Annotated in this window: 17 protein-coding genes and 1 tRNA gene; 15 read left to right on the top strand and 3 right to left on the bottom strand. The window is 58.5% G+C overall.

Going from position 1 to position 16,100, the window contains the following annotated elements:
- Window positions 1-147 precede the first annotated feature (147 nt).
- Window positions 148-1,176, top strand: coding sequence for a serine hydrolase (locus AC07OO_RS21315; RefSeq protein ID WP_495084159.1), 1,029 nt, complete (start codon window positions 148-150; stop codon window positions 1,174-1,176).
- A gap of 23 nt (window positions 1,177-1,199) precedes the next feature.
- Here AC07OO_RS21315 and AC07OO_RS21320 read toward each other — a convergent pair whose 3' ends face one another.
- From AC07OO_RS21320 to aat, 3 genes are read right to left on the bottom strand one after another with little or no spacing between them, the layout of a single operon-like run.
- Window positions 1,200-1,982, bottom strand: a complete 783-nt coding sequence (locus AC07OO_RS21320; RefSeq protein ID WP_495084160.1) for an IclR family transcriptional regulator — start codon at window positions 1,980-1,982, stop codon at window positions 1,200-1,202.
- A 9-nt stretch (window positions 1,983-1,991) separates the two neighbouring features.
- Window positions 1,992-2,756 (bottom strand): arginyltransferase, encoded by a 765-nt coding sequence (locus AC07OO_RS21325; protein ID WP_495084161.1) that lies wholly within the window; start codon window positions 2,754-2,756, stop codon window positions 1,992-1,994.
- Window positions 2,757-2,769: 13 nt separating this feature from the next.
- Window positions 2,770-3,519, bottom strand: a complete 750-nt coding sequence (gene aat, locus AC07OO_RS21330) for a leucyl/phenylalanyl-tRNA--protein transferase (protein WP_495084162.1) — start codon at window positions 3,517-3,519, stop codon at window positions 2,770-2,772.
- A 95-nt stretch (window positions 3,520-3,614) separates the two neighbouring features.
- On the opposite strand from aat, the gene AC07OO_RS21335 reads away from it, so the two are divergent.
- The 14 genes from AC07OO_RS21335 to AC07OO_RS21400 all read left to right on the top strand — a co-directional run bounded on the left by AC07OO_RS21335 (window position 3,615) and on the right by AC07OO_RS21400 (window position 16,094).
- Window positions 3,615-3,691: transfer RNA gene (locus AC07OO_RS21335), tRNA-Pro, on the top strand.
- 200 nt (window positions 3,692-3,891) lie between these two features.
- Window positions 3,892-4,671: a beta-ketoacyl synthase chain length factor gene (locus AC07OO_RS21340; protein ID WP_495084163.1), complete on the top strand. Its 780-nt coding sequence runs from the start codon at window positions 3,892-3,894 to the stop codon at window positions 4,669-4,671.
- Window positions 4,664-5,446 (top strand): lysophospholipid acyltransferase family protein, encoded by a 783-nt coding sequence (locus AC07OO_RS21345; protein ID WP_495084164.1) that lies wholly within the window; start codon window positions 4,664-4,666, stop codon window positions 5,444-5,446. The genes AC07OO_RS21340 and AC07OO_RS21345 overlap by 8 nt, the downstream gene beginning before the upstream one ends.
- Entirely contained in the window at window positions 5,433-5,693 is a 261-nt protein-coding gene (locus AC07OO_RS21350; protein ID WP_495084165.1) for a phosphopantetheine-binding protein, read from the top strand. Before AC07OO_RS21345 ends, AC07OO_RS21350 begins: the two co-directional genes overlap by 14 nt.
- A 64-nt stretch (window positions 5,694-5,757) precedes the next feature.
- Window positions 5,758-6,015: an acyl carrier protein gene (locus tag AC07OO_RS21355; protein WP_495084166.1), complete on the top strand. Its 258-nt coding sequence runs from the start codon at window positions 5,758-5,760 to the stop codon at window positions 6,013-6,015.
- A gap of 33 nt (window positions 6,016-6,048) precedes the next feature.
- Entirely contained in the window at window positions 6,049-6,570 is a 522-nt protein-coding gene (locus AC07OO_RS21360; RefSeq protein ID WP_495084167.1) for a COG4648 family protein, read from the top strand.
- A 19-nt stretch (window positions 6,571-6,589) separates the two neighbouring features.
- Window positions 6,590-8,266 (top strand): ApeI family dehydratase, encoded by a 1,677-nt coding sequence (locus tag AC07OO_RS21365; RefSeq protein WP_495084168.1) that lies wholly within the window; start codon window positions 6,590-6,592, stop codon window positions 8,264-8,266.
- A gap of 11 nt (window positions 8,267-8,277) precedes the next feature.
- Window positions 8,278-9,000 carry a glycosyltransferase family 2 protein gene (locus tag AC07OO_RS21370; RefSeq protein WP_495084169.1) on the top strand — a complete coding sequence of 241 codons (723 nt, stop codon included), beginning with the start codon at window positions 8,278-8,280 and terminating at the stop codon, window positions 8,998-9,000.
- Window positions 8,997-9,965: a lysophospholipid acyltransferase family protein gene (locus AC07OO_RS21375; protein ID WP_495084170.1), complete on the top strand. Its 969-nt coding sequence runs from the start codon at window positions 8,997-8,999 to the stop codon at window positions 9,963-9,965. The genes AC07OO_RS21370 and AC07OO_RS21375 overlap by 4 nt, the downstream gene beginning before the upstream one ends.
- Complete coding sequence (locus tag AC07OO_RS21380) at window positions 9,946-11,493, top strand: HAL/PAL/TAL family ammonia-lyase (protein WP_495084171.1); 1,548 nt, start codon at window positions 9,946-9,948, stop codon at window positions 11,491-11,493. Before AC07OO_RS21375 ends, AC07OO_RS21380 begins: the two co-directional genes overlap by 20 nt.
- A complete protein-coding gene (locus AC07OO_RS21385; RefSeq protein WP_495084172.1) occupies window positions 11,483-11,902 on the top strand; it encodes an acyl-CoA thioesterase in 420 nt (139 codons plus the stop codon). Before AC07OO_RS21380 ends, AC07OO_RS21385 begins: the two co-directional genes overlap by 11 nt.
- A gap of 62 nt (window positions 11,903-11,964) precedes the next feature.
- On the top strand, window positions 11,965-12,504 hold the full coding sequence (locus AC07OO_RS21390) for an outer membrane lipoprotein carrier protein LolA (RefSeq protein ID WP_495084173.1): 540 nt from the start codon (window positions 11,965-11,967) through the stop codon (window positions 12,502-12,504).
- Entirely contained in the window at window positions 12,497-14,878 is a 2,382-nt protein-coding gene (locus AC07OO_RS21395; protein WP_495084174.1) for an MMPL family transporter, read from the top strand. The genes AC07OO_RS21390 and AC07OO_RS21395 overlap by 8 nt, the downstream gene beginning before the upstream one ends.
- On the top strand, window positions 14,868-16,094 hold the full coding sequence (locus AC07OO_RS21400; protein ID WP_495084175.1) for an NAD(P)/FAD-dependent oxidoreductase: 1,227 nt from the start codon (window positions 14,868-14,870) through the stop codon (window positions 16,092-16,094). The genes AC07OO_RS21395 and AC07OO_RS21400 overlap by 11 nt, the downstream gene beginning before the upstream one ends.
- The last annotated feature ends 6 nt before the right edge of the window (window positions 16,095-16,100 follow it).

Genomic DNA, 16,100 nt, shown 5'->3' on the forward strand with positions numbered 1-16,100 from the left:
TAGGGAAAGCCCCAATAAGCCATCTATTTCTTGAAGTTTGTCGCGCAAGTACTTGATCTTGCGCGACTTTTTTGTATAAACTCCCATCTGCAGGCTATCGAATTAGCTAATTAATTCGCTCACAAGGGGCTGCCGTTGGGATACACCATGAAAAGACTATTTTTCCGCTTTGGCGTACTTGCCATCTTGTCGTCGCTGGCGCTTTTGTCGGCTCATGCGGAAGTCGCTCAACACCCCTCTGCCACCAAACACACGAAGAAAGCGGCCTCCAAGGGCAAGGCGGTTCGCAAGCACGCCACCTTCCGGGCAGCGGCAGTTGTCGTGCCAAAGACCCCATCATTCGGCCAATTGGCAGGTTTGCATGGAGCGCACGACGCCTTGGACCTGAAGTCCAGCGTGGCCCTGGTGGTCGACCAAGACACCCAAGAGGTGCTGTTCCGCAAAAACGAATTGGCTGTGCTGCCGATTGCCTCTATCACGAAGCTGATGACCGGGTTGCTGATCAGTGAAGCCAAGCTACCAATGGATGAAATGGTCACCATCACCCAAGACGATGTCGATCAGGAAAAAGGCAGCTCTTCCCGGTTGAAGGTGGGCACCGAGTTGAGCCGCGGTGAGTTGTTGCATTTGGCACTGATGTCCAGTGAAAATCGCGCTGCCAATGCGCTGGGACGCAGCTATCCCGGTGGTCTGCCGGTGTTTGTCAGCAAGATGAACGCACGGGCCAAATCGCTGGGCATGATGGATACCAACTATGTGGAGCCCACAGGTCTTTCCAGCAAGAACCAATCCAGCGCCCGTGATTTGGCAACCTTGGTGAACTTTGCCTATGGTGATCCTACGCTGCGCGAGTTGTCCACGTCCACGGGTTATCAGGTTGCGGTGGGGCGGCGCACCTTGCAGTACAACAATACCAACCGTCTGGTGAAGAACCCGGCTTGGGATATCGGTCTGCAAAAGACGGGCTATATCTCGGAGGCAGGTCAGTGCCTGGTGATGCAAGCCAAAGTGGCGGGTCGCAAGCTCATTATGGTGTTTCTGGATTCGGCGGGTAAATTGAGTCGCATCGGGGATGCCGAACGTGTCCGGCGCTGGGTGGAGTCCATTCCAGCAGCGGTGCCAAAAGCCACACCGGTAGCCAGCACCGTTTTGGACCAGCGGGTGGCCACCAACTAAAGCAAAGGTAGCCCAGCTTTTTATCAGACGCTGGGTTTGTGTCCTAGCGTTTCCGAAATTTGTCGGGCGGTTTCCTTCAGCTTGGGCAGCCAGTTGTCTTCCATGCGCTCCGAAGGTGCGGATATGGACAAGCCTGCGATCAATTTGTCCTGGTCGTCGTAGATGCCCGCTGCCATGCAGCGCACGCCCAACTCAAGTTCTTCATTGTCGCTAGCTTGGCCATACTGGCGGACTTTGGACAACTCCCGCTCCAGCGTTTCCAACTGCGTCAAGCTGTTCTTGGTGTGGCCCTGCAGGCCGGTGCGCGCTGCATAGGCACGTATGCGCTGTGGGTCATCGGCCGCTAAAAAAAGTTTGCCTACCGACGTTAAATGCAGCGGGGCCCGCCCACCAATGGCCCGGACCACCTGCATGCCTGAGCGCTCACTGAAAGCGCGCTCAACATACACAATCTCATCGCCCTGCCGCACGCTCAGATTCACCGGTTGCTGAGTCAGCTTGTGCAGCTCGCGCATGGGCACAACGGCGGCATCGCGCACATTCAGGCGCCCCTTGACCAGATTGCCCAGCTCAAGCAAGCGCATACCCAACCGGTAACTTCCGGGCTGGGTGCGGTCTACGAAGCGGCCGGTCGCCAAGTCATTCAAGATTCTGTGCGCGGTGGATGGGTGCAGGCCAGCCTTTTCGCTGATGTCTTTGAGACTCATGGCGTCCTCACGCGAGGCCAGGACGTCAATGAGCGTGAACATGCGCTCAATGACTTGGACCGTGGGCTTGCTGGGAATGTCGGAAATGGGTTTTGTCATGGTGCGGGTTTAATCTGCTATCTTATCGCGCGGCATCACCTCAAACTCGCACCAATTACCATTCAGTAACACCTGCATGGGCGCAAATCGCGCCTTGTAGCTCATTTTTGGGCTGTCTTGTATCCAATAGCCCAAGTAGACAAAGGCTAGTCCTAGCTGTCGGGCTTGCTGGATCTGCCACAACACATTGAATGTGCCGAAACTTGCGGCTTCGTCGGGCTCAAAGAATGTATAAACCGCAGACAGGCCGTCGTCCAGCACATCCAGAATCGAGACCATCTTCAAGGCTCCAGGGCTACCATCTGAGGAGGACTCCCTGAACTCCACCAGCCGAGAGTTGACCCTGCTTTGCAGTAGGAATTGGGTGTATTGGTCCACACTGTCTTCGTCCATGCCGCCGCCCGCATGCCGGCTGTTTTGGTACCGAAGGTACAGGGCGTAGTGTTCGGATACAAAACCCAATTTGAGTACCCGTACATGCAAGTCACGGTGTTTGTTCCACGCGCGCCTTTGGCTGCGATTGGGCTTGAAGCGATCGGACATTACACGCAAGGGGGTGCAGGCCTGGCAGCCATCGCAATAGGGGCGATAGGTGAACATGCCGCTGCGGCGGAAGCCTTTGCTGACGAGTTCTGAATAGGTGGAGTTGTTGATCAGATGACTGGGTGTTGCGACCTGGGAGCGCGCCTGGCGGTCGGGCAGGTAGCTGCAGTCATAGGGTGCCGTTGCATAAAACTGCAGCGTTTGAAGCGGGAAATCTTTGAGGTCTGTCACGGTGGTGGGTGCATCAGGCGGACAAAACGTGATTCCAGTATAGGGGGGCAAAGCGCCAATCCAATGCGGGCGCGGTCTGGGCGCGGCGGATATGCGTCAAAAATGCCGCACGTGGTACCTCGGCTGCGCCCAAGGATGCCAGGTGCGCGGTGTTTTGCTGGCAGTCGATGAGTTCAACGCCCTGATGGCGGCTAAAACCGATAAGGGCTGCCAGCGCGATCTTGGAGGCATCCGGCGCGTGCGCAAACATGGATTCTCCAAATACCGCGCGCCCTTGTGCCACACAGTACAGGCCCCCAACCAACTTGCCGTTCACCCAGGTTTCCACACTGTGCGCGAACCCCGCCATATGCAATTGGATGTAGGCAGCAACCATACCGGGCAGAATCCAGGTGCCAGGCTGGCCGTTGCGCGGAGTGTTGGCGCAGGCCCCGATGACGCTAGCAAAAGCGGTGTCAAAGCGCACTTCACATCGATAGTCCTTGCTGAATCGGCTCAGGGTCTTTCGCAACGAGCGATGCAGGCGAAAGTTCGCGACCTGTAGGACCATGCGCGGGTCGGGGCTCCACCACAAATTAGGTTGGCCTTCGCTGAACCAAGGAAAGATCCCGTGGGCGTAGGCCTCCCGTAGGGTATGAACGGACAAGTCACCACCGGCTGCCAACAGGCCCGGTGCGTCGGACCCCTGCCCCCAGGCAGATGCGACCTGTGGAAACGGATCGCCCGGCTCCAGCCAGGGCAAGGTAGGGGGCGGGTTGGACATCGCGAATGGCTGTGAGGGTATCCAATGGAATGGAAAGCAAATATATTACGGATCAGAAAAGGACGACGCTCTGATGCGGTTAGAATACTAGCTGTCGGGGTGTAGCGCAGCCTGGTAGCGCATCTGGTTTGGGACCAGAGGGTCGAAGGTTCGAATCCTTTCGCCCCGACCATTGATTTCTGCCAAAGCATCTGCTTTGGTCGTATGTCCTTAGAACTCGATCAGTTCATGGATAGCACACTCGCATCCCTCTGTGTAGAGCGGTAACCCAAGCGTGCGGTGCAACACCGATTTGCTAGAATGCCCCTTAGTCTGAGGGGACATACATACGAGGTGAGGTGTCTGTAGGTTTGAGCCCCGGGTCGGGTTTCAATGCCCTTCGCGCTGACTATATTTTTCCAATTTGCGCGAATCATGACCATTCGGTTTTCCGTTGAACATTGGGCTGCTTGGGCTCCGGGTCTGAATGACCACGATGCATGGCGCGCATGGCTGCGTCAGCCTTGTGCTATCTCGCAGCAGGATGAACCACTCCTGCTCGAGATGCCCGCCATGATACGGCGCCGAGTGGAACGTCTGGGGCGAGTGGCGCTGCAGGCAACCTATTGGGGCCGAGGTGATGGTGCCCAGTGTCCGATTGTCTTTGCATCGCGCCGCGGTGATATCCATCGATCCCTTCAATTGCTGCGCCAGCTTGCTGCCGGAGAGCCTCTGTCGCCCGCTGCTTTCAGTACCTCAGTGCACAACGCCATTGGAGCCTTGTATTCCATTGCCAACGTTCACACTGAGGCCTACACCGCCGTTGCCGCAGGCGAAGAGACCGTTGAGGCAGCCTTTGTGGAGGCACTCGCGCTATTGGCGGATGGCGAGTCCGAAGTTCTGGTTGTGGTTTACGACGAGCCCCTGCCTGCTCCTTACGATGTGTTTCACCAGGGTTTGGAGTTTGCGCGCGCTATGGCCTACCGCTTGCGTGTGGCGGAGAACGGCGGCTATAGCTTGGAGCCCGGTCCGGCAACGGAGGAGGAAGGAGTGCAGAGCGCTGAGATTCTTCCTCCAGATCTCGCGGCCCTCAACTTCCTGGTTTCGAGTAACGATGACTGCTACGTGCACACAGTTGGCGCTCGGCGCTGGGAATGGAGTCGCCATGCTTGAATGCGTAGACCGTTGCTGGCGCATTGTCGCAACAGCCATTGCTTTCAGTGTCTTTGGTGTGGGCGGTGTGATGTTGCGCGTCATTGCATTTCCTCTGCTGGGGCTTTGTGTACGAGACCGTACTCGCCGCATTCGGTACGCCAGGCTGATCATCCATTACGCTTTTCGCGCTTTCATTGAATTGATGCGGGTTCTGGGGATATTGCGCTACCGTATTGATGGGTTGGAGAGGCTGGGAGGCAAGGGGCAACTGGTATTGGCCAACCATCCGACCCTGATTGATGTCGTGTTCTTGATCGCCTTGCTGCCCAATGCGGACTGCGTCGTCAAGTCCAGTCTGGCGCGCAACCCCTTTACGCGCGGCCCAGTACGTGCCACAAATTACATCTGCAATGACGAGGGAGCCGATCTGATCCAGGATTGCATCGCATCCGTCAAGTTGGGCAATAGCTTGGTCATCTTCCCTGAGGGGACCCGCACACCCGTCGACGGGCCTATGAAATTGCAGCGCGGGGCCGCTAATATCGCCGTGCGAGGCGCCTGTGACATCACTCCCGTCACCATCAGCTGTAAACCCTTGAGTTTGACCAAAGGACTGCCCTGGTGGAGGGTCCCGCACAAACGCATGTATTTCACGATCTCGGTGCAAGAGGCGATACAGGTCGGCCCATTCATTGAGCGCGCGCATGGTGAAGCAGCGATCGCGGCCCGCCATCTGACCCAATACCTTCAACACTATTTTTCAACGGAGACTTTGTCCCATGCAGGCACTTGAGCAGGAAATCACCGTACTCGTCATCGAGTCGCTGAATTTGGAGGACGTCAACCCCGCAGACATTGACCCTGAAGCGGCCTTGTTTGTGGACGGGTTGGGCTTGGATTCCATCGATGCTTTGGAGTTGGGGCTCGCCTTGCAAAAGCGCTACGGTGTCAGCATGTCGGCCGATTCCCAGGAGACGCGCCGTCATTTCTCCAGCGTACGCGCACTGGCTGCATTTGTCGGCGCGGCGCGAACCAAATAAGAAGAGCCAGGAATACAACTCACCGACACTGAACCGGTGTCATCCATCGCCCCAGAGCACAACTATGACCAAGCAAGAATTATTCGACCACCTGGCCGTTATCCTTCAAGATACCTTTGATATCGATCGCGACAGCATCAAACCCGAATCACGGCTGTACGAGGATCTTGACATTGACAGCATAGACGCGGTCGATCTGCTGGTGAAGCTCAAACCAATTGTCGGCAAACGCATGCAGCCCGACGCCTTCAAATCGGTTCGCACACTCCAGGATGTAGTCGATGCGGTGCATGGTTTGTTGGATGGCGCGACCTCAGCCTAAGCTATCCGTATGCGGGCATTCGGGCTCACACTGTTGACATTAGCCTACCCGGTGTTGGTGTACTTCGGCTTGGGGCAAAGAATCGAACCCCGATGGTTGGCCTTGCTATTGGTTGCCATGGCGTTGACGCGCGCAGCCTTTGGACGCGAACGTGTGTGGATGGCCGCTGCCGCAGGGGCCTTGGTGCTGGCAGCATTCAGTTTTTGGGGCAACCAAGCTATGCCGTTGAAGCTGTACCCGGTGCTTGTCAGTGTCACATTGCTGTGCGTGTTTTCTATCAGTCTCGTCTATCCGCCGACCGTGATAGAACGCTTGGCGCGTTTGCATGAGCCAGACTTGCCAGCGGCCGGAGTGGCCTATACGCGGCGTGTAACGCAGGTATGGTGTGGATTCTTCGTCTTCAATGGCAGCGTTTCGCTGATGACAGCCGTGTGGGCATCGGATGCCGGTTGGGCTATCTACAACGGCATGATCAGTTACCTCTTGATGGGAACGCTTTTTGTTGGTGAATGGCTGCTTCGCAAGCGGGTGAAGGCGAAGGCGTCGCATGCTTGAGTTTCTGGACCTTGCCAACTTGCTGCGCCAGGGGCGGGCGAGCGCGTGCCCAGTGGCTTTAGACGGTTTAGCGGCGGTCGATTTCTGCACATTCGAGCGGGATGTAGCCGCGTGGCATGGCGCGTTTGCCATGCACCGTGGTTCTGGCTTTGGGTTCTATTTTCAGGACAGCTATGTCTTTGCGACCGCCTTGTTCGGGGCATGGCAGGCGCGAAAGACTGTGGTTTTGCTGGCCGATGCTTTGCCAGCGAATATTGCAAAGCTGCAGTCCGAATCGGTGGTTGACGGCTTTGCGGGGGACGTCCCCGGTGCTACTTGCGTGCAGCCCATCGTTGGCGCTGAGGTTCCCGTTTGGCAGAAGCTCGATCGGCAAGCCCAGCAGTTGGTGGTGTACACATCCGGCTCCAGCGGGGCGCCGGTCGCCATACCCAAGCGGTTGTCCCAGTTGTTTGACGAGGTCGTTGCGCTGGCGCAATGTTTTGGCGACCGTTTTGGTGAGGCCGGCGTGTGTGCGACGGTCTCTCACCAACACATTTATGGTTTGTTGTTCGCGGTCCTACTGCCATTGGCGTGCGGGCTCCCTTTTTCCCGCCGCCGCTTGGCATTTGTGGAAGACATTGCCGCAGAGTTGGCCCACGGTTTGCCTCGGGTCTTGATCGCGAGTCCGGCTCATCTCAAGCGCCTGCCAGATTCCGACTCGGCCTTGGCCGCGCACAAAGCTGCGCTGCGCGCAGTCTTCTCTTCGGGAGGTCCTTTGCCTGACGATGCTTTGCCTTTGTGCCAGCAATCCTTGGGTCAAGTGCCGATTGAAGTCTACGGGAGTTCGGAAACCGGGGGCGTGGCTTGGCGCCAACGGCAGACGGAAAGTGCATGGGCCTGGCAAGCGCTTCCTGGCGTGGCGATCAAAGTGAGTGAGGAAATTTTGCAGGTCTGCTCGGCGCATACCGATGCCCAGGGATGGCAAAGCATGTCGGATCGGGTGCGTCTGGTCGAACATGGGTTTGAGCTACTGGGCCGATCCGACCGCATCGTCAAGATTGAGGAAAAACGCGTTTCACTGAATGCGGTCGAGCACACACTGCTGGCGTCTGGTCTGCTCACCGAGGTGCGCGTGCTGGTGCAAGTGGTGCAACGTACCCAATTACTCGTGGTTGCGGTTCCCAACGCTCAGGGGATGGCTTTGTTGAACCAACCAGGAGGTAAGCTTTCGCTGAATGCGCAGCTACGCGCCGTGCTGGAGCCTATGCTGGAGTCCAGTGCCTTGCCCAGGCGCTGGCGGTATCCCTCGTCGTTACCGGTCAACACCCAAGGCAAAACCACCGAGGTTGCGCTACTCGCGCTGTTCGACTCCAAGCGGCCCAACGCGCGCGTGCTTGCGCGCTCAACAGATGCTGTCACTCTGCAGATCGACATCGAAAGCAAGTCTCCCTACTTCGACGGCCATTTCGCCGAAGCCCCGATTTTGCCGGGTGTCGCCCAACTGGATTGGGTGGTGCTATTCGGACGTGAGTTTTTTGAGTTGCCACCGACATTTTTAGGTTTGGAAACTGTCAAATTTCAGCAAGTCATCAAGCCGGGCATGGCGGTTGAAATGACCCTGAAATTTGACGCCGAGCGTGGGCGTCTGGGCTTTGCCCTGCGGTCCGCAACCGGTGCACATGCCAGTGGCCGCTTCATTTTGGGGCCAGCGCTGTGAAGATTTGTGCGGTGATTCCCGTTTACAACCATGGTGCGGCGGTCGGTGCCGTCGTGCAGGCCTTGCTCGCCAATGACCTGCCATGTGTCTTGGTTGACGATGGCAGCGATGCTGGGTGCGCGCAGGTGCTGGTAGGCATTGCCGCTGCCAACCCCGAGCGCGTTGTCCTGACCCGCTTGCCCGTGAACCAAGGCAAGGGGGGGGCCATGATGGCCGGACTGCGCTTGGCCCTCCAGCGGGGATATAGCCATGCGCTGCAGATTGATGCAGATGGCCAGCACAATGCGCAGGACATCCCGGCTTTTTTGGCAAGTGCTCAAGCGCATCCCGACAGCGTGATTTGCGGCTGCCCGGTGTACGACGACAGCGTGCCCAAGGGGCGTCTATATGGCCGCTACCTCACGCATGTCTGGGTGTGGATCAATACCCTGTCATTGGCCATACGGGATTCCATGTGCGGTTTCAGGGTGTACCCGCTGCTCCCCACCGTGGCGCTGATAGACGCGACTTCCATCGGGCGGCGCATGGACTTCGACGTCGAAATACTGGTGCGGTTGTATTGGCGCGGCATTCGGGTCGTGAACCAACCCACGCGTGTGAGTTATCCCAGCGATGGCGTATCCCACTTCCGGGTTTGGTTGGACAACGTATTGATCTCTCGCATGCATGCCAAGCTGTTCTTCGGCATGCTGGTGCGCCTGCCCGTCCTGCTTTGGCGGAAGGTGCGCGCATGACAACCGCGGCTGAAAAGAGCTCTCGCCATTGGGCCGAAATGGGCGAAAGCACCTTTGTTGTCGGTATTTGGCTCCTTTACTGGATTCACCGGTTATTCGGGCGTTGGCCGTTTCGCATATGTATCTATCCCGTCGTCGCGGTCCATTGGTTCACGCGGGCCTTGGTTCGCAAATCATCGCAGCAGTACTTGGCGCGTCTGCAAACGCACACCGGCGCCCTGGGTCGACAACCTGATTGGCGCGATGGCATTCGACATTTGGCACTGTTTGCTGAAACCATGCTGGACAAGCTGGTGGCTGCATCGGGGCGCTATCCGGCGGATCAGGTGATGAGCTCCGGCCGCGAGGCAGTCTATGCGGACGCGAAACGAGGTCAAGGTGGCTTGATCGTGACTGCCCATATGGGGTGTCTGGAGCTTTGTCGCAACCTTGAGCAAGGGCAGGGGCTGATACGCTTGAATGTTCTGGTCCACACACGGCACGCCGAGCAGTTCAACCGCGTGCTCAAGCGACTGAATCCTGGTAATGATCTGCAATTGATCGAGGTGACAGAGGTTGGCCCCGCTACTGCTGTTCTGCTGGCGGAAAAAGTGGCGGCAGGTGAGTTCATCGCCATTGCGGGTGACAGGGTGCCGGTATTTGCCAGTAAAACGGTGAACGCGAGCTTCCTTGGGCACCGCGCCCCGTTGCCGATCGGCCCCTATGTATTGGCCCACTTGCTGCAATGCCCTGTCTACGTGTTGGGCTGTATCCACACCGCAAACGGGTACCACCTGCACTTCAAGCAACTCGCGCAACGTGTACACCTTCCCAGGCGGGACCGGGATACGGCGTTGGCTGCTTATGCCCAGGGCTATGTCGATACCTTGACAGAGTTGCTGGTGCAGTCACCTTACGACTGGTTCAATTTCTTCCCTTTTTGGGATCAAACTCCTTCCTCTACCCATGTCCCTCTCCAAGCCTGATACCGTAGTTTTTGACGGCAGCCGTCTATGCATAGAAGACGTTGTGGCCCTGGCGCAGCGCAATCGCTCGGCCCATCTGTCAACCCAGCCCGCGTTCCGCACCGGAATTGCGCGGGGCGCAGAGTTCCTGGACCGCCTGTTGGCCGAAGATGGTGTCATCTACGGTGTCACGACAGGCTATGGCGATTCCTGCACCGTCAGTATTCCGCCGGCCTTGGTCAATGAGCTGCCGCACCACCTCTACGCCTACCACGGCTGCGGCCTTGGCCGAGTGCTGACGCCGCAGGAAACGCGTGCCGTGTTGACGGTACGCCTGGTGTCGTTGGCGCGCGGCATGTCCGGTGTCAGCATAGGCTTGTTGGAGCAGATCGAAGCGCTGCTGCGCCACGATGTGCTGCCATTGATTCCGGCCGAAGGATCGGTCGGTGCCAGCGGGGATCTGACTCCGCTGTCCTACCTCGCCGCTGCCCTGTGTGGTGAACGTGAGGTCTTGTTTGACGGCAAGGTACGCCCTGCAGCCGACGTGCTGAAGGAGTTGCATATCACGCCCCTGCGGTTGCGCCCCAAGGAGGGGCTGGCCATTATGAATGGCACTGCTGTAATGACCGCCTTGGCCTGCCTGGCCTGGCAACGCGCGAGCTATGTTGCGAAGTTGGCGACCCGGCTAACCGCGCTGAACGTATTGGCCAGTGCTGGCAATGCCCACCACTTCGATGAGGTGCTTTTCTCGGTCAAACCCCATGCAGGCCAGCAAGCCGTTGCGGCGCGCGTGCGGGCCGATCTCGCCAGTGACCAACCCAGCCGAAACGAGCAACGCCTGCAAGACCGGTATTCGCTGCGTTGTGCGCCCCATGTGATTGGTGTTTTGGAAGATGCACTGCCATTCTTCAGAACGCAAATTGAAAACGAACTCAACAGTGCCAACGACAATCCCATCGTGGATGCGGACAATGAGCGGGTGCTGCATGGTGGACACTTTTATGGCGGTCACATTGCCTTCGCCATGGATGGACTGAAAAATGCGGTGGCCAATGTGGCGGATCTGCTGGACCGCCAGTTGGCTCTCTTGGTCGACACGCGCTTCAACCACGGCTTGCCCAGCAACCTGTCGGGTGCCACTGGCCCGCGTGCAGCCATCAACCATGGGTTGAAGGCCTTGCAGATCAGCGTGTCGGCCTGGACTGCCGAAGCCTTGAAGCTGACCATGCCTGCGTCGGTGTTCAGCCGCTCGACTGAATGCCACAACCAGGACAAGGTCAGCATGGGCACCATTGCCGCGCGGGATTGTTTGCGCGTGCTGGAGCTGACAGAGCAAGTCATCGCAGCCATGCTGATCGCTGCGCGCCAAGGCGTCGCTTTGCGCCAACGGGATCATGACGGCCCCAGCCTGCCAGCCCAACTGGCAAGTATGCACGCCGACCTTTCGGAGCGCATTCCCTTGGTGGTCGAAGATCGGGCGTTGGACAAGGAGCTGCTGGCGCTTTTGGACGCGATACGCGGTGAAGCATGGAGCCTGTATGCGCCCTGACCTCAGCCATGCGATAGAAATCTCGCCAGCTTTCCATGACCTGGACCCCATGGACATTGTCTGGCACGGCAATTATGTGAAGTATCTGGAATTGGCCCGCTGCGCATTGTTGGCCAAGTTCGATTACGACTACCCGCAGATGCGCGACTCGGGCTTTGCTTGGCCCATCGTGGACATGCGGCTCAAGTACGTGAAGACCACCGAATATGGGCAGCGCGTTCGCATTCGCGCCGAAATTGTGGAGTGGGAAAATCGCCTCAAGATTGAGTACCTGATTTCGGATGCACTGACTGGGCAGAAGATCAACAGGGCCTACACCATCCAGGTTGCAGTTGATATCGCGCGCCGCGAAATGCAATACATCTGTCCCGAGGTGCTGTGGCGTAAGTTGGGTGTGGAGCGCCCATGAAGCAATTCTGGCTAGGGCTTCTTCTATGTTCGCTCACATTGGTTAGTAGTGCCGCTGACCTGATGACCGACGTACGTGCCCGCCTGGGGCAGCCCGCGGTTCTACGCGGCGAGTTCGAGCAGAGCAAGCAAGTGGCGGGCTTCAAGAAAGCCTTGCTTTCCAAGGGCGACTTCCTGGTCGCCCGCGAACGTGGCGTGGTCTGGCGCACCCGTGAGCCATTTGCCGGCGTGCTCAAGCTCACCCCCAATGAAATCGTGGCAACACAGGGAGGCGAGTTGGCCTTTCGCGTATCGGCCAGCACGGAGCCCACGGTACGTGTCATCAATGGGCTGATGTTTTCCTTGCTCAATGGCGATATCGCGGCATTGGCCCAGCAGTTCAAGGTCGAGGGCACAGTGGATGCCAAGTCCTGGTCCTTGCTTCTGCTGCCCAAACAGTCGGCATTCGCCAAAGTTTTGACGCGCGTGGAGCTCAGTGGGGATTCCTACGTGCGGCGGATTGCAATGGATGAAGCCAATGGTGACCGTACCGTTATCCAATTCTTCAAGCAAACCCCTGAGCCGCCCAAACTGAGCGCCGAAGAGGTCGCGCGGTTTGACTGATAACCCACAGTCTTTGGCGCGTGCCCGTTGGCTGGCCTGTCTGTGGTTGGCGCTGGTGCTGGCGATACTGGGCCACAACGCCTGGCTATGGACCGGCGCGCGGCTGCAACTCGATACCGACGTGCTCGCCATGCTGCCCAGCGATGAGCGCGACCTGACGCTGCAAAACGTCACGCGCCAGCTTACCGATGCCGCGTCCAGGCGCATCGTGGTTCTCGTGGGCGGAACAGACTGGTCCGGTGCCCGTCAGGCAGCCGATGCCTATGCGGAGGCCCTGTCCGGTGCCCCTGCGGTGGCGTCAGTGCGGTATCGTGTGGACGACGCACTGGCCGCGCAAATGGTGGATTTTTTTAAACCTTGGCGCGCACAATTGCTGACCGATCAGCAGCGCCAAATGCTGCAGACGCAGCCCCCAGAGCAATTGGCACGTCGCTCCGTGGAAGCCTTGTACCGCCCCATGGGGATGCCACGTGTGGGCGAATGGCGCGAGGACCCCTTGAACCTGTTTGGGGGCTGGTTAGCCGCCCGCGCCGGCGAGAGCCGGGTTCGTGTGACGGATGGCCGTTTGTCCCTTGTAGATGGTGACCACCACTATGCCTTTCTGAGTGTGGAACAGAAGGGCTCGGCGTTTTCCATGGCGGCACAGGATGCCTTGATCCCCGTGCTGGCGCATGCTGAACAGCAGGCGAAGCTTGCGGTGCCATCGGCGGAAGTCCTTGCCATTGGCGTGCCTTTGTATGCCGCGGCGGCGGCGGCCCAGGGACAGCACGAAATGCACACGATTGGTCTCGGCTCCTTGGTGGGCATCGTGTTGCTGACCCTGTTTGCTTTCAGTGCAATCCGCCCGCGCATTCTGGTCACCTTGTCGATCGCGATTGGCTTGCTGGCCGCGATTTCGGTGTGCGCCTTGGTGTTTGAACGCCTGCATTTGATCACCCTGGTGTTTGGCGCCAGCCTGGTGGGCGTGGCGGAAAACTATGGCACTAATTACTTCAGCAACCGCCTGGGTCGCGCCCCGGCGGATCGCTGGTCTATGCTGCGCGAACAGGCTCCGGTAATGTGGCTTGCGATGCTGACCACAGCGATTGGCTACGCTTTACTGGCCTTGACACCGTTTCCAGGTCTGCGCCAGATTGCGGTGTTTTCTGCAGTGGGGCTATTGGCTGCCTTTGTTACCGTCTTGTGGTGGTTCCCGTTTTTGGATGGCGGGACCATGGGCACCACGCGCCTGGCGCAGTGGATTGGTAGTCGCAGGGCGCTTTGGCCGGTGTTGGGGCGCAACCGTTTGACATTGGTATTTACGTTGGGCGCTGCAACCCTGCTGGTTGCGGGAGGTTCAGTGGTGCGGGTCAATGACGACATCCGCCTGCTGCAAAGCGCTCCTCCAGATTTGATTGCACGGCAAATGCGCATTGGAAAGCTGCTGCAGTTGCCAAGCCCGGGACAGTTCTATTTGGTGCAAGGTACCAACCCTGAAGAAGTGCTGGTGCGCGAGGAGACCCTGAAGGCTCGGCTAGATAGTCTGCAGTCCTCCGGAGGTCTGTCCACTTACCAAGCCATTACCGACTGGGTGCCATCGGCCCATCGGCAGGCCGAGGATGCCGCAACCATCCAGCGCGTCGTGCACGGTGAGGGCGGCGTTGCGGCTTTGGCCATGGCGGCCCTGGGCGAAGCCAAGCCCGCAGCTCCGGCCCCTTCTGCCACGGAGCCCCTGCTGTTGGACCAGTGGTTGGCCAACCCTGCATCGGAGCCCTTTCGCCAGCAATGGCTGGGGCGCTTTGCAGATGGCTACGCCAGCATCGTGTGGCTGCGGGGCATCGATACGCCAGACAAGTTGGATGCTGCTGCCCGAATTGCCTCGTCATTGGTTGGTGTGCGGTGGATTGACTCCGTTGCGCAAGTCTCTGGCGTCATGGCACGGTACCGGTACCGCATGGGGGGTGTCATCGCCATCAGCTATAGCCTGGTGTTTGCAGCATTGGCCTGGCGCTTTGGCGCAAGGGCTTGGCGCGCCTTGATCCCGACTGCGCTGGCCAGTGCCCTGACGCTCTCCGCACTGGCGCTATTGGGCCAGCCGCTGCAATTATTCAATGTCCTGGCCTTGTTGCTGATACTGGGCATGGGCGTGGACTACGGGATTTTTATGCTGGAGCAGCCCGACCGTGATGCGATTCGCCCCTTTTTGTCGGTCACATTGGCAGCGGCCAGTACCCTGCTGGCCTTTGGCCTGCTGGCTTTGTCTGCGACCCCGGCGTTGCGTGCCTTCGGTCTGACCATGCTCTTGGGCATAGCCCTCAGTTGGGTGCTGACGCCCTTGTTCCTGCCAACTCCAAAAAAGACAAATCCCGGGAGGAATTCCTACCATGCAGACTGAATCCGTTGATGTTTTGATCATAGGCGCCGGCCCGTCCGGCTCCGTAGCAGCGGGCTTGCTGCGACAGCAAGGGCGGCGTGTTTTGGTCGTCGAGAAAGAGCAATTTCCCCGCTTCTCCATTGGCGAAAGCCTGCTGCCGCAAAGCATGGAATACATTGCGGCAGCAGGCTTTTTGCAGGACGTTGTAGAGGCTGGCTTCCAATACAAGAACGGTGCCGCATTTGTACGTGGGGACCAAGAGACGTCCTTCGACTTCAGAGACAAGTTTTCGGCTGGCTGGGGCACGACCTACCAGGTGCAGAGAGCGGACTTTGACCATGTGCTGATCCGTGCGGCCGAGAAGGCTGGCGCCGAAGTCCGCTTCCGCCACCAAGTGGTCACGGTTGATGTCAGCGCAGAGAGACCTGTGGTCCAAGTCGTCACGCCCGATGGAGTGACTTACCAGGTCAGCGCTCAATTTCTGTTGGACGCCAGTGGCTTCGGCCGTGTCTTGCCGCGCCTCCTGGATCTGGAGACGCCTTCGGCTTTCCCAGTGCGGGGAGCCTACTTCACGCACATCGAAGACCATATTTCCGCAGGCAGTTTCGATAGAAACAAGATATTGATCACCATTCATCCTGAGCACGTGGATGTGTGGTTTTGGACCATTCCTTTTTCCAATGGCCGCTGCTCTTTGGGGGTGGTCGCTGCCCGTGAATTTCTGGACCAATTTTCGGGTACGGAAACCGAACGGCTGCAAGCCATTGTTGCGCAGACGCCCACGCTTGCAGACTTGCTTAGCCATGCGATGTGGGATACGCCTGCGCGCAGTTTGGTGGGCTACGCGGCCAATGTGAAGTCGCTGCACGGAAAGGGCTACGCGCTACTGGGCAATGCGGGGGAGTTTCTGGATCCGGTGTTCTCCAGCGGGGTAACCATTGCGGTCAAGTCGGCCAGCCTGGCAGCGGCGGCCCTGGAGCGGGTATTCCGTGGCGAGGCGGTCGATTGGCAGACCGATTACGCGGAACCGCTCAAAGCCGGCGTGGATGCTTTCCGTGCCTTTGTAGAGAGCTGGTATGCCGGAGGTTTTCAAAGCATCATCTTCTATGAGCGGCAATCCAGCGAGGTTCGCAAAATGATCAGTGCGATTCTCGCCGGCTATGCCTGGGATACGCGTAACCCCTATGTTGCCCAGCCACACCGTTTGAAGGTATTGGAGCAGGTGTGCGCAGCCTGACCGGGT

The sequence above is a fragment of the Rhodoferax sp. GW821-FHT07G04 genome, from assembly GCF_059418585.1.

Bases quoted from the DNA above. Each gene is read 5' to 3' on its own strand.
- AC07OO_RS21380 (WP_495084171.1), top strand. From the start codon at position 9,946: ATGTCCCTCTCCAAGCCTGATACCGTAGTTTTTGACGGCAGCCGTCTA.
- AC07OO_RS21375 (WP_495084170.1), top strand. From the start codon at position 8,997: ATGACAACCGCGGCTGAAAAGAGCTCTCGCCATTGGGCCGAAATGGGC.
- aat (WP_495084162.1), bottom strand. From the start codon at position 3,519: ATGTCCAACCCGCCCCCTACCTTGCCCTGGCTGGAGCCGGGCGATCCG.
- AC07OO_RS21350 (WP_495084165.1), top strand. From the start codon at position 5,433: ATGCAGGCACTTGAGCAGGAAATCACCGTACTCGTCATCGAGTCGCTG.
- AC07OO_RS21390 (WP_495084173.1), top strand. From the start codon at position 11,965: ATGACCGACGTACGTGCCCGCCTGGGGCAGCCCGCGGTTCTACGCGGC.
- AC07OO_RS21400 (WP_495084175.1), top strand. From the start codon at position 14,868: ATGCAGACTGAATCCGTTGATGTTTTGATCATAGGCGCCGGCCCGTCC.
- AC07OO_RS21315 (WP_495084159.1), top strand. From the start codon at position 148: ATGAAAAGACTATTTTTCCGCTTTGGCGTACTTGCCATCTTGTCGTCG.
- AC07OO_RS21345 (WP_495084164.1), top strand. From the start codon at position 4,664: ATGCTTGAATGCGTAGACCGTTGCTGGCGCATTGTCGCAACAGCCATT.
- AC07OO_RS21320 (WP_495084160.1), bottom strand. From the start codon at position 1,982: ATGACAAAACCCATTTCCGACATTCCCAGCAAGCCCACGGTCCAAGTC.
- AC07OO_RS21340 (WP_495084163.1), top strand. From the start codon at position 3,892: ATGCCCTTCGCGCTGACTATATTTTTCCAATTTGCGCGAATCATGACC.
- AC07OO_RS21355 (WP_495084166.1), top strand. From the start codon at position 5,758: ATGACCAAGCAAGAATTATTCGACCACCTGGCCGTTATCCTTCAAGAT.
- AC07OO_RS21385 (WP_495084172.1), top strand. From the start codon at position 11,483: ATGCGCCCTGACCTCAGCCATGCGATAGAAATCTCGCCAGCTTTCCAT.